At 58.1% G+C, this 12,598-nt stretch carries 7 protein-coding genes, 1 tRNA gene and 1 pseudogene; 4 read left to right on the top strand and 5 right to left on the bottom strand.

Annotated features, from left to right (window positions below):
- Positions 1 to 17: 17 nt before the first annotated feature.
- The gene (gene tsaD, locus I6G83_RS03935) at positions 18 to 1,031 is read right to left on the bottom strand and encodes a tRNA (adenosine(37)-N6)-threonylcarbamoyltransferase complex transferase subunit TsaD (RefSeq protein WP_015674033.1); all 1,014 of its coding nucleotides are present in this window, start codon (positions 1,029 to 1,031) and stop codon (positions 18 to 20) included.
- Between the two features lie 336 nt (positions 1,032 to 1,367).
- Between tsaD and rpsU the strand changes: the two genes are divergently transcribed.
- The 3 genes from rpsU to rpoD all read left to right on the top strand — a co-directional run bounded on the left by rpsU (position 1,368) and on the right by rpoD (position 5,466).
- The gene (gene rpsU, locus I6G83_RS03940) at positions 1,368 to 1,583 is read left to right on the top strand and encodes a 30S ribosomal protein S21 (protein WP_001144069.1); all 216 of its coding nucleotides are present in this window, start codon (positions 1,368 to 1,370) and stop codon (positions 1,581 to 1,583) included.
- A 135-nt stretch (positions 1,584 to 1,718) separates the two neighbouring features.
- Positions 1,719 to 3,470 carry a DNA primase gene (gene dnaG / locus I6G83_RS03945; protein WP_015961927.1) on the top strand — a complete coding sequence of 584 codons (1,752 nt, stop codon included), beginning with the start codon at positions 1,719 to 1,721 and terminating at the stop codon, positions 3,468 to 3,470.
- Positions 3,471 to 3,627: 157 nt separating this feature from the next.
- Complete coding sequence (gene rpoD, locus I6G83_RS03950; RefSeq protein WP_054306267.1) at positions 3,628 to 5,466, top strand: RNA polymerase sigma factor RpoD; 1,839 nt, start codon at positions 3,628 to 3,630, stop codon at positions 5,464 to 5,466.
- Positions 5,467 to 5,503: 37 nt separating this feature from the next.
- On the opposite strand, the gene mug is transcribed toward rpoD, so the two are convergent.
- Positions 5,504 to 6,001, bottom strand: coding sequence for a G/U mismatch-specific DNA glycosylase (gene mug / locus I6G83_RS03955; RefSeq protein WP_054306266.1), 498 nt, complete (start codon positions 5,999 to 6,001; stop codon positions 5,504 to 5,506).
- Positions 6,002 to 6,147: 146 nt separating this feature from the next.
- Here mug and I6G83_RS03960 point away from each other — a divergent pair.
- Positions 6,148 to 6,223: transfer RNA gene (locus tag I6G83_RS03960), tRNA-Ile, on the top strand.
- Between the two features lie 99 nt (positions 6,224 to 6,322).
- Here the strand turns inward: I6G83_RS03960 and alr are convergent.
- From alr to I6G83_RS03975, 3 genes and pseudogenes are all read right to left on the bottom strand, one after another.
- The gene (gene alr, locus I6G83_RS03965) at positions 6,323 to 7,543 is read right to left on the bottom strand and encodes an alanine racemase (RefSeq protein ID WP_054306286.1); all 1,221 of its coding nucleotides are present in this window, start codon (positions 7,541 to 7,543) and stop codon (positions 6,323 to 6,325) included.
- A gap of 433 nt (positions 7,544 to 7,976) precedes the next feature.
- Positions 7,977 to 8,330 carry a hypothetical protein gene (locus tag I6G83_RS03970; RefSeq protein WP_015961931.1) on the bottom strand — a complete coding sequence of 118 codons (354 nt, stop codon included), beginning with the start codon at positions 8,328 to 8,330 and terminating at the stop codon, positions 7,977 to 7,979.
- A 3-nt stretch (positions 8,331 to 8,333) separates the two neighbouring features.
- Positions 8,334 to 12,484: pseudogene (locus tag I6G83_RS03975) on the bottom strand (RHS repeat-associated core domain-containing protein).
- Between the last annotated feature and the right edge of the window lie 114 nt (positions 12,485 to 12,598).

Below are 12,598 nucleotides of genomic sequence, written 5' to 3' on the forward strand. Positions count from 1 at the left end.
GTCAGCAGCGCCGCGGTTTATACCGCCGGCAGTTCCGCCAGCGGCCAGCGCGGCCGCACCGATACGCTCAATTCCGGGTTGGCGCCGTTTTTCAGCCGCACCATGCCGGCATAGGCAATCATCGCACCGTTGTCGGTGCAGAACTCCGGGCGGGCGTAGAACACTTCGCCGCCGCGCTTTTGCATCATCTCGGCCAGTTTCGCCCGCAGGGTGCGGTTGGCGCTGACGCCGCCGGCCATCACCAGGCGTTTAAAGCCGGTCTGCTCCAGCGCGCGTTTGCATTTGATCGCCAGCGTATCCACCACCGCATCCTCAAACGCGCGGGCGATATCGGCGCGGGTCTGCGCATCGTCGCCGTTGCCGCGGATGGTGTTGGCGGCAAAGGTTTTCAGCCCGGAGAAGCTGAAGTCCAGCCCCGGACGGTCGGTCATCGGCCGCGGGAAGGTAAAGCGCCCCGCCTGCCCCTGCTGCGCCATTTTCGACAGCATCGGCCCGCCGGGATAGTCCAGCCCCAGCAGTTTGGCGGTTTTATCGAAGGCTTCCCCCGCCGCATCGTCAATCGACTCGCCCAACAGAGTGTACTCGCCGATGCCGGTCACGCTGATAAGCTGGGTATGGCCGCCGGACACCAGCAGCGCCACAAACGGGAACGCCGGCGGGTTGTCTTCCAGCATCGGCGCCAGCAGGTGGCCTTCCATATGGTGCACCGGCACCGCCGGTACGTTCCAGGCGAACGCCAGCGCACGCCCGATGGTGGCGCCGACCAGCAGCGCGCCCACCAGGCCGGGGCCGGCGGTATAGGCGACGCCGTCAATATCCGCCGCGCTCAGATTCGCTTCCTTTAACGCCGCCTGAATCAGCGGCACGGTTTTGCGCACGTGATCGCGTGACGCCAGCTCCGGCACCACGCCGCCGTAGTCGGCATGCAGCTTCACCTGGCTATACAATTGATTGGCTAATAAACCGGCCCGATCGTCATACACTGCGATTCCGGTTTCATCGCAGGACGTTTCTATACCCAGTACTCGCATTACCTTTCCCATCATTCACGTGCGGCCGCCAGTTTAGCACAATCACCGCGATTTTCTGCCAGCCGCACGCGCTTTAGCCGCGCCCCGCCGCTATGTCGCTGATTCTCTCGAAAAATGTGCCGGCAATTAAAAACGGGCAATTTTTTCTGATTAGTCTATAATCAGCGGCCGACGCAAAATTGCGCAGCTTGATTCGGATAGCACCCGCCGGCGGACGGCTTTCTCTTTGACTTGATGCTTTACAAAGCAGCATCCGTTGGAGTAAAATTCCGCACCATTTTGAAAAGGCTGGCGCTTGGCCAGCAGCAAACCGAATTCTATTGAGGTGAGAGGCACATGCCGGTAATTAAAGTACGTGAAAACGAGCCATTTGACGTTGCTCTGCGTCGTTTCAAGCGTTCATGCGAAAAAGCAGGCGTTTTAGCTGAAGTTCGTCGTCGTGAGTTTTATGAAAAACCAACTACCGAACGTAAGCGCGCTAAAGCTTCCGCTGTGAAACGTCACGCGAAGAAACTGGCTCGCGAAAACGCACGCCGCACTCGTCTGTATTAATCCTTCGGGGGTAACCCCGCCGCGTGATTTTTTCTTTCTCAAGAACACGCAGACCGAGTAGTTGCATACGAAGGCCGTGCTTTCCGAAAGGAATGCGCGGCTTGTTCTCGTTTATAGGCAGTCGAACCGAGGCTTATGGCTGGACGAATCCCGCGTGTATTTATCAATGACTTGCTGGCGCGCACCGACATCGTCGATCTGATCGACGCCCGGGTGAAGCTGAAGAAGCAGGGCAAGAACTACCACGCGTGCTGCCCGTTCCACCACGAGAAAACGCCCTCGTTCACCGTGAACGGTGAAAAACAGTTTTACCACTGTTTCGGCTGTGGCGCGCACGGCAACGCCGTCGATTTCCTGATGAATTACGACAGACTCGAGTTTGTCGAAACCATCGAGGAACTGGCGACCATGCACGGGCTGGAAGTGCCTTACGAGGCCGGCACCGGACCGAGCCAAATCGAACGCCATCAGCGGCAAAGTCTTTACCAACTGATGGAACAGCTCAGCACGTTCTATCAGCAGTCACTGCAGCAACCGAACGGCAAGCAGGCGCGTGATTACCTGCAGCAGCGCGGATTAAGTGACGAGGTTATCCGCCATTTCGCCATCGGTTTCGCCCCCGCCGGCTGGGATAACGCATTAAAACGCTTTGGTCGCGAGCGCGACGGCCGCACCGCATTGAACGATGCCGGCATGTTGGTGACTAACGATCAAGGGCGTTCTTACGACCGTTTCCGCGAACGCGTCATGTTCCCGATCCGCGACAAGCGCGGGCGGGTGATCGCCTTCGGCGGTCGCGTACTGGGCGACGGCATGCCGAAGTACCTGAACTCGCCGGAAACCGAAGTATTCCATAAAGGTCGTCAGCTGTACGGCCTGTATGAAGCACAGCAGAGCCACCCCAAGCAGCTGCAGCGCCTGCTGGTGGTGGAAGGCTATATGGACGTGGTGGCGCTGGCGCAGTTCGGCATCGATTATGCCGTCGCCTCGCTCGGCACCTCGACCACGGCGGAACACATTCAGCTGATGTTCCGCGCCACCGACAACGTGGTCTGCTGCTATGACGGCGACCGGGCCGGCCGGGAAGCGGCCTGGCGCGCGCTGGAAACCGCACTGCCCTACCTGAACGACGGGCGGCAGCTGCGCTTTATGTTTTTACCCGACGGTGAAGATCCGGACACGCTGGTGCGCCAGGAAGGCAAAGAGGCTTTCGAACAACGAATGGAGCAGGCGCAGCCGCTTTCCACTTTCCTGTTCGAAACCCTGCTGCCGCAGGTTGACCTGAGCAGCCCGGACGGGCGGACCAAGCTGAGCGCGCTGGCGCTGCCGCTGATTAGCCAGGTGCCCGGCGAAACGCTGCGCCTGTATCTGCGCCAGCAGCTCGGCAACAAGCTGGGGCTGCTGGACGACAGCCAGCTCGACAGATTAATGCCCAAACAGGCTGAAAACGCCAATACTTATCAGGCGCCCCAGCTAAAACGCACAACCATGCGTATACTGATAGGATTATTGGTGCAAAATCCGCAGCTCGCCGCGCTGGTGCCGTCGCTGGACGGGCTGGAGCAGACCAAACAGGCGGGGCTGCCGCTGTTTGTCGAACTGGTGCAAACCTGTTTGTCGCAGCCGGGGTTGACCACCGGGCAGCTTCTGGAGCTGTATCGCGACAACAAATTCAGCCAGCAGCTTGAAACGCTGGCCACATGGAACCATATGATCGTTGAGGATATGGTTGAACAACATTTTATTGACACGCTAACGAATCTTTACGACTCAGTGCTGGAACAGCGGCAGGAAGAGCTGATAGCCCGTGACAGAACGCACGGCCTGAACGCCGCTGAGCGCCAGGAGCTGTGGTCATTGCAGCTGGCGTTAGCGAAGAAAGACTGAATACCAAACGGCTTAAGTGCCGCTAAAAGCGAGGGCAAAGCCCTGCAAGATGCTGCCATAGTGGGCCGCGGCAATAACAAAAACGCCCCAAATGCTATTGTTGGCGGTTTCGCCGACCGACACCAACCCAAATACTCTGAAGTGTGGATACCGTCTTATGGAGCAAAACCCGCAGTCACAGCTTAAGCTACTTGTCACCCGTGGTAAGGAGCAAGGCTATCTGACCTATGCTGAGGTCAATGACCATCTGCCGGAAGATATCGTCGACTCCGATCAGATCGAAGACATCATCCAGATGATTAACGACATGGGCATCCAGGTGATGGAAGAAGCGCCGGACGCCGATGACCTGTTGCTTGCTGAAAACTCAAACAACACCGATGAGGATGCTGAAGAAGCGGCTGCTCAGGTGCTCTCCAGCGTTGAGTCCGAGATTGGCCGCACCACTGACCCGGTACGCATGTACATGCGTGAAATGGGTACCGTTGAACTGCTGACGCGCGAAGGCGAAATCGACATCGCCAAACGCATCGAAGACGGTATTAACCAGGTGCAGTGCTCGGTTGCCGAATACCCGGAAGCCATCACCTATCTGCTTGAGCAGTACGATCGCGTTGAAGCGGGCGAATCTCGCCTGTCCGATCTGATCACCGGCTTCGTCGATCCGAACGCGGAAGAGGATCTTGCGCCGACCGCCACCCATATCGGCTCCGAACTGTCGACCGAAGAACAGGACGATGACGACGATGAGGACGATGACGACGACGATTCCGAAGACGATAACAGCATCGATCCGGAAGTTGCCCGTCAGAAGTTCACCGAACTGCGCGAGCAGTACGAAGCGACGCGTCAGGTGATCAAGGCCAACGGCCGCAGCCATGCCAAGTCCGCAGAAGAAATTCTGAAGCTGTCTGAAGTCTTCAAACAGTTCCGCCTGGTGCCGAAGCAGTTCGACTTCCTGGTCAACAGCATGCGCACCATGATGGACCGCGTACGCACCCAGGAACGCATCATCATGAAGATGTGCGTTGAGCAGTGCAAAATGCCGAAGAAAAACTTCGTCACGCTGTTCGCCGGCAACGAAACCAGCGATTCCTGGTTTGAAGCCGCGCTGGCAATGGCCAAGCCATGGTCGGAAAAACTGAAAGACGTCGCTGAAGACGTGCAGCGCAGCCTGCAGAAACTGCGCCAGATCGAAGAAGAAACCGGTCTGACCATTGAGCAGGTCAAGGATATCAACCGCCGCATGTCCATCGGCGAAGCCAAAGCGCGCCGCGCCAAGAAAGAGATGGTTGAGGCCAACCTACGTCTGGTTATTTCTATCGCCAAGAAATACACCAACCGCGGTCTGCAGTTCCTCGATCTGATTCAGGAAGGCAACATCGGCCTGATGAAAGCGGTAGACAAGTTCGAATACCGCCGCGGCTATAAGTTCTCGACCTACGCCACCTGGTGGATCCGTCAGGCGATCACCCGTTCCATCGCCGATCAGGCGCGCACCATCCGTATTCCGGTGCATATGATTGAGACCATCAACAAGCTCAACCGTATTTCGCGCCAGATGCTGCAGGAAATGGGCCGCGAGCCGACGCCGGAAGAGCTGGCTGAACGCATGCTGATGCCGGAAGACAAGATCCGCAAAGTGCTGAAGATCGCCAAAGAGCCGATCTCCATGGAAACGCCGATCGGTGATGATGAAGATTCACATCTGGGCGATTTCATCGAGGATACCACCCTCGAGCTGCCGCTGGATTCCGCCACCTCGGAAAGCCTGCGCTCCGCAACGCACGACGTGCTGGCCGGCCTGACCGCGCGTGAGGCGAAAGTACTGCGTATGCGTTTCGGTATCGATATGAACACCGACCACACGCTGGAAGAAGTGGGTAAACAGTTCGACGTTACCCGCGAGCGTATCCGTCAGATCGAAGCGAAGGCGCTGCGTAAGCTGCGTCATCCGAGCCGCTCTGAAGTGCTGCGCAGCTTCCTGGACGACTAATCGGTCCATGAAAAAAACCCCGGCATGCCGGGGTTTTTTATTGTCCGTTTTCCAGCGCCGACGCCAACTGACGGTAGCTGTCCGTCAGCGACTCCAGCGTCGCGCGGTTAAGTCCGCTGGGATTGGGCAGCACCCACACCTCGGTATCGCCAATCGTCAGCGCCTGCCTCCCCCAGCTCACCTTGCGGATGCCGAAGGCATCGCTGAACGCCTGTTTGCCGAGGATCGCCAGCGCGCGCGGCTGACAGCGCAGAATTTTATCGTTTAATGCCTCGCCGCCGCGGCGCAGTTCCTCACGCGCCAGCTCGCTGGCCGCCACCGTCGGGCGCGCGACCAGCGCCGTAATGCCGCAGCCGTACTCCTGCAGCTGCTGCCACTCCTCCGGCGCCAGCTGACGGGCGGTAAATCCCGCCAGATGAATCACCTTCCAGAAACGGTTGCTGGCATTGGCAAACGGATAGCCACGATGGGCAGAAGAAAGGCCGGGATTGATGCCGCAAAACACCACCCGCAGATGGGGCGCCAAAAGTTCCATAATGTCGACAGTCCTTAGCAAGTCATAGCGTTGGTTATCGCAAAATCCGTCAGTAATTACAACAGGCTACAGCTGTGTATAAAAGCACCACACAACATTCTGCCTGTAGACCTGCGCTATCCCCTACCGTATAATCCTTGCCGCATGGCCCCTTAGCTCAGTGGTTAGAGCAGGCGACTCATAATCGCTTGGTCGTTGGTTCAAACCCAACAGGGGCCACCAAATTTTAGTTTTAAAATCATATAATTAAGCCACTCCTACGAGTGGCTTTTTTGTTGTTCTGTATTCCAGTGGCAATAAAATGACGCAGGCCACCGTCGATTAATCTACCAGCACCCGCTGATTGGTGGCTCCCCAGAGAATTGACATTTCGGTGAACAGCGCGCCGCTGATATCTTCGACCTCAGTAGCGGTAATTTCCGTTCCCGCTTGCTTGCCGAATAGCACAACCTCATCCCCGGAGACCACGCCTTTCACATCCGTTACGTCCACCATAATGGTATTCATTGAGGTTTTACCTAACACCGGCACCTTCTGCCCATGAATCAGGACATGGCCGGCATTACTGAATACCCGGCGGTAACCATCGGCGTAGCCGACAGGAATGTTAGCCAATACCGAATCGCGCTTGAGTGTATAAGTACGGTCATAACCCACCGTATTCCCCTTTGGATAATGGTTAACCGCAGCCACCGAGGACTTAAACGTCATCACGCGTTTATAATCATTACTGGCAATGGTGTCGCCATAAAACACGCCGCCAACGCGCACCATATCAAGCCAGGACTCCGGCACGGTAAGGGTAGCGAAGGTATTGGCGACATGAAGCATCACCTCATCGCGTTTTAGACCAGTAATAGCGAGAACTTGTTGGGACTGCTCCTTGAAACGGGCAAGATCTTGGCGCACCGCCGCCGCATCCTCTTGCGGATAATGCGACATAATGCCGACAATCTTCAGGTGCGGTAATTGAGCAATCGTTTTTGCTTCATCCAGGCCGGCCTGAGTACTGACCTCCAGCCCGTTACGTGACATGCCGCCAGAATTAAGTGCCAGGTGGATACGCAACGTTTTACCTTGCTGGGCGGCCAAAGCATCCAGGCGTTTCGCCATATCCAGATTGCCTACCAACTCTTCCGTATCATACTCAATAGCCTGGCGCATTTCCTGCTCGTTAGCACTGCGCATCCGCATTAAACGGCCCTTAAAGCCGAGTTCACGCACGGTTTTCAACTCCCGATTGCTGGAAACGCCAATGCAGGAGACATTGTTTTCAATCATGATAGGCGTGACCAGCGAGAGATCGTGGCCGTAGGCATCACCTTTTAAAATAGCGCACAGCGTTGTTTTGTCCCCAAGCAACGTCTGAATCTTATGAGTATTGTATTCCAGCGCACTTTTAGATATTTCTAACCGAGAGTTATCAACAACCACCTGTCGTTGATAGGGTACGGTCGAGAGTACGCTGGAAGGGGGGCTCGTTGATTGATTACAGGCAGTAATCACCAGCAGAGGTATTAACGCCAGATGATATAAACGCATAAAAATCCCTAATGAAATTAAATGTGCGGCGGTAAACATATATCCGCCGAGGATAAAAACTCAGCTCACAGACAATCGGCACTTACTCGCTATTTTTCCAGCCGGCATCATAACGTCCCGGAAAAAATCTCCGGTCGTCGGTGCACTGCCACACTGGCGGTATAGAATACCAGTTATTTTCGTGCGTTATCCTTATACAATTCTAATTTATGAATTGAGTTTTTTCTTAAAATACCCCTTCTAATGGGATGATTTATCTTGGCATGCGGCATGTGTCTACGTGAATCGACCTGACCGGGAAACCGTTGGCGATTAGCGTGATACCCGGCAAGATGATGATTCAGGTACGACAGGATATATGTTGGCGTAGAAAATAATAAATATAGCCTGAAAGACCCAGGAGAGATCTTTCAGGCAACTTATCTAATGCTAATTACTCTTCTTCAAGGCATTCATCACTGATAAGCGATAGTATATCCATCTGTTTAAACGAGCTTTTCAAAAATTTATACCTGCTCAGTTTGTCAGCATTTTTCCCATTAATAAAAGATACTTTTACTAATGTGTTAAAGTGCTTATTTTCCTCATCCAACCATTCTTCGGATGCTAGGATATAATTATCCGTGATAGTTAATTTATCCGCATAAAGACCAGAATAAGAGAGGTATACGCCAAAATAGGAGCTATCATGTTCAGAGCAAGTTATATCCCATTTATTATCCAGTAATTCGCTTATTTCTTCTTTAGATTTATCACTACCGTATTTTAGGAAGTATAATTTTTTCATTTATCACCCACCACATTGCCCAGGAATTCTAGTTCCTTTCCCCTTCGCTTTGACTTCAGCAGGAGACTCAAAAACCATAGCATTTACAGGTCTACCACCTGACATTCTAGACAATTTTTGTAAAGTATCATCAATACCTAATTTCTTAGCCATATCACTACCCATATCAATTGGCCCAGTTCGACCACCTTTTCCTATCCCTAACTGTTCTGCTCTCTGATATAGCTCTGGGTGTGAAATAGCAACATCAAAATCACTAACACGACCAACATCAAAAGGTTGCCCTGTAGAAAAGCTTACACCAGACACTGAACTTCCTTGCATATATGAGACAGTGCCGGGATATCCTAATCTACTCATTCCAGCCTGTAATGCTTGGCCAAATTGTTTAAATTGTCCAAAACTTTTAAAACCATGCGGTACTCCTGTCCCTGATAACCCTAGAGGATCTATCCAGCTAAGAGAATTCGGCGCATAACTATACGGGTTGTTCCCCCCAGCCAGCCCTATTGGATCCTGACTGATATAGCTCCCGATCTGCGGATCGTAGTAGCGGTAGCGGTTATAGTGCAGCCCCGTTTCCGCATCAAAGTACTGCCCCTGGAAGCGCAGCGGGTTGGCCACCCGGTCTGCATGCACCGCCCCCGGCTCGCCCCAGACCCCGCATTGTTCCGACCACACCAACCCGCCCTGCACATCGGTCAGCCGCACCGGCGCGCCGTTCGGGTCGCAGTGATAGTGGTAGCTGCTGCGTACCCCCTCCTGCTGCGTCAGCAGCGCGAACGGCCGGAAGCTGCCGGGGTAGTAGACGTATTCCCGCAGATTGTTAAAGAGCGCCGCCTGCCGCTTCTCTCGCTGCAGCCGACCGGCCACGTCGTACAGCGCCAGCGGACGCAGCGGCTCGCCCCCCGGCTCCGCCACCTCCGCCAGCAGCGCATCGCCCTGCCAGTAGAACCAGCGGCTCTCCGTCGCCGTCTGCTTGCCTATCCGTCGCCCCAGCCCGTCGTAGGCGTAGTGCGTGACCGACTCCCCTGATGCACCGCCACCAGTTGCTGGCTCTCATCCCAGACAAAATCCTGCCGGCTGCCGTCAGTATAGCGCCGCTGCCGCAGGTTGCCCGCACGGTCAAACACGTAGCGCGTATCATTGTGCCAGCCCTCGCGGAACCACCCTTCCGCCGTCTCGTTCACCGCCCGCACCGTCAGCGCCAGCCGGTTGCCCGCCGCGTCGTGCATAAACCGCCGCACCCGCTCCGCCGGGTCGACGTGCGCCAGCAGCCGTCCCACCGCGTCATACTGGTAGCGGTCCGTGCCCCAGCCGCTGTCTTCCCGCGCCGTCAGGTTGCCCTGCAGGTCGTAGCGGTAGCCGGTCGAGAACAGCGGCAGCTCACCCTGCAGCGTGTGCTGGGCGGTTAGCCGCCCCTCGCCGTCATACGTCAGCTCCCGCACCAGCCCTTCACCGAGCTGCTCCCGGCACAGCCGGCCCGCCGCGTCATAGCCCAGCGCCACCGGCGCATCGTCATTCAGCCCTATCGCCGCCAGCTGCCCCGTCGTGCTCCAGCTGAACGCCACCCGGTGCCCGCTGTCGCTCTCGCGCAGAATACGCTGCCCGGCGTCATTGTAGTGGTGCCGCAGCGTAAAGCCGTCCTGCGACTCCGCCAACAGCCGGCCCGCCGCGTCGTAGCGCCATGCCAGCTGCCGCCAGCGGTTCTCGCACTGCGTCAGCTGCCCGTCCGCCGCATAGCGGTAGCGCGTCAGCAGCGTGTCGCCGCTGCGTTTTTCCTGCAGCCGTCCCGCCCGGTCGTAGGCGTACGTCAGCGTGCCCCCCAGCGCATCGGTGCGCTGCAGCAGGCTGCCGCCCGCATCCCACCGATAGCCGGTCGCCTGCCCCCAGTAGTCGCGCTCCTCCGTCACCCGCCCCAGCGCGTCGCGCTGCAGCCGCCACGCCTGCCCCAGCGGATTCACCACCGCCGTCAGCTGGTCTTCGGTATCATACTGGTACGCCACCCGCTCGCCGTCCGCCGTCCGGCACTCCGTCACCATCCCGGTGCCGTTATAGCGCAGCCGCGTCTCCCGTCCCGCCTCATCCCGGTAGCACAGCGGCTGATCTTCCCGATCGTAGTCGATCGCCACCTGCGCCCCCGTGGCGGACAGCTGCGCCGTCAGCCGATCCTTCGCATCATACTCATAGCGGGTCTGCTGCCCCAGCGCATCGGTTTTCAGCCGCAGGTTGCCGCGCACGTCAAAGCGCAGCTGCAGCGTCCCGCTCTGGTTGCTCGTCACCCGCCGCGGGAAGCCGTAGCGGTCATATTCCAGCGTCTGCCGTTCGCCGTCGGCCCCCAGATACTCCTCCGGCAGCCCCGTTGCATCATAGCGATAACGCCGGGTCACCCCGGTCGGATCGCTCTGCGACAGCAGGTTGCCCCGCGCATCGTACGCCATCCGCCACTGCGCGCCGTTCTCGTCTATCACCGTCTCCGGCTGCGCCAGCGCGTTATATTCCAGGCTCAGCCGGCTGCCGTCCGGCCCGATCTCCGCCGCGATCTGCCCCTGCGGCTCGTACTCCCACTGGTAGCGTCGCCCGTCCGGCTGCGTCACGCTCAGCGGCCGCCCGAGGTCGTCATAGGTAAACACCGTGTTGCCGCCCAGCGGGTCGATCTCGCTAATCGGCAGCCCGCCGCTGTCGAAGCGGATATGCGAGGTATGGCCGAGCGAGTCGGTGACCGCCACTTCATTGAGCGCATCGTGATAGACAAAGCGGTAGTCGTACAGCCCGCCGTCGCCCCAGGCGTGCACCACCCGCCAGTCGGCGTCGTAGTCGTAATAAAAACGCTGGCCGTTGCGGTCCTGGTGCTGCGTCATGCGCCGGCGCTGATAGCCGAAGCGCCGTGCCGCCCCCAGCGCATCAATCTGCGCCGCCAGCTGGCCCTCGCCGTCATACTCATAGCGGGTCAGCGGCGAGTAGGCGTCGCCGGCCGCCTCGTACAGGCGCATGGCGATGATGCGTCCGCGCTCGACGGTGACATGCACCTCGCGCCCGGTCGCCGCCGCGCCGGCGTACTCCGCCAGCCGCGTCAGCTGCCCCTGCCGGCGCACAACCTGCCAGCGGTTGCCGTTGCGGTCGCCCAGCGCCGCCAGCGGCAGCGTGTCGCCGTCGTCGTCATCAAAATGATGCTGCACGCCGTCGCTGCCTTCGTAGATCCAGCGGCGCTGCCGTTCCTCCTGCTGCCACCACAGCCGCCCGCCGTCCGGCAGGCCCACCGCCGCGTGCTCGCGCCCCGGCTGCGCCGGCAGGTCGCCAAAGGCGGTCATGCCCTCTGGGCGGATCAGCAGCATCAGCCCGCCCGCATCGCGCGTCAGGGTGATATCCGCCGGCGTGGCCCAGCCGTGGCCGCAGTAGCCGGCTTCGTCGATATCCGCCGACGAGTAGCTGCGCGTCCAGGAGAGCGGCAGCCGCCCCGGCAGCAGGAAATCCTGCTGCGCCAGCGCCACGCTGCCGTCGCGGATATCCACCGGCTCGGCCCGCAACACCTTGCACTTGAGGAACCCGGGATCCATGTTTTTAAACAGCTTCTGGCGAAATGCCTGAAACTTCTTCATAAACTTGCCGTAGCCGGCGCTTTTTTTAAGCTTTTTCAGTCCCTTGCCAAGGCCGCTCAGGCCGGCGCGCATCAGCAGCGCCATCACGTTGACGGTAGGCGGTCCGCCGACGATCACCCGGCTGGGGATCGCCAGGTTGATAGTCAGCGGCATCATCAGCGACAGCGGCTTGGGCTCGGCGGCGCGCTTCGGGCGGAACGGCGGCATCATGCCAAGCATGTTGCAGCTCAGCACCGGCATGGTGATGCGGGCGAACGGTTCGCCGTCCACCCGCACCGTGCGGCTGCCCATAAACAGCTCGTCATCCCCCAGTTGCGGGCCACCCGGCGCGCGCAGCGGCGGCAGCCACACGCCGCCGATCGGGATATGTACCGCCATGCCGCCGGTGCCGGCGCTGGCGCGCTTGATGCCGTTGACGTTCACCGTAGTGCCGATAATCGGAATGTAGTCAAAGACGTCGAACACCAGGCCGATATGGGGCGTCGGCAGCGGTCCGAACGGATAGGTATGGATATCGATCCCCAGCTGAGGATCAAAGTGTGAACTGGAATGCATCGGCTATACCTTCCCGGGTTCCGACGTCAGAACGGTGTACACAAGCTGATAAACAGGATCGCCACCTTTCATCTCTAGTCCTCGCCTCTGTTTTTGCTGAATAAATTAGGAGGC

The sequence above is a fragment of the Serratia rubidaea genome, assembly GCF_016026735.1.
Classification (GTDB): domain Bacteria; phylum Pseudomonadota; class Gammaproteobacteria; order Enterobacterales; family Enterobacteriaceae; genus Serratia_B; species Serratia_B rubidaea.

Excerpts from the sequence above, each read along its gene's own strand:
- rpsU (WP_001144069.1), top strand. The coding sequence starts at position 1,368 with ATGCCGGTAATTAAAGTACGTGAAAACGAGCCATTTGACGTTGCTCTG.
- tsaD (WP_015674033.1), bottom strand. The coding sequence starts at position 1,031 with ATGCGAGTACTGGGTATAGAAACGTCCTGCGATGAAACCGGAATCGCA.
- mug (WP_054306266.1), bottom strand. The coding sequence starts at position 6,001 with ATGGAACTTTTGGCGCCCCATCTGCGGGTGGTGTTTTGCGGCATCAAT.
- rpoD (WP_054306267.1), top strand. The coding sequence starts at position 3,628 with ATGGAGCAAAACCCGCAGTCACAGCTTAAGCTACTTGTCACCCGTGGT.
- I6G83_RS03970 (WP_015961931.1), bottom strand. The coding sequence starts at position 8,330 with ATGAAAAAATTATACTTCCTAAAATACGGTAGTGATAAATCTAAAGAA.
- dnaG (WP_015961927.1), top strand. The coding sequence starts at position 1,719 with ATGGCTGGACGAATCCCGCGTGTATTTATCAATGACTTGCTGGCGCGC.
- alr (WP_054306286.1), bottom strand. The coding sequence starts at position 7,543 with ATGCGTTTATATCATCTGGCGTTAATACCTCTGCTGGTGATTACTGCC.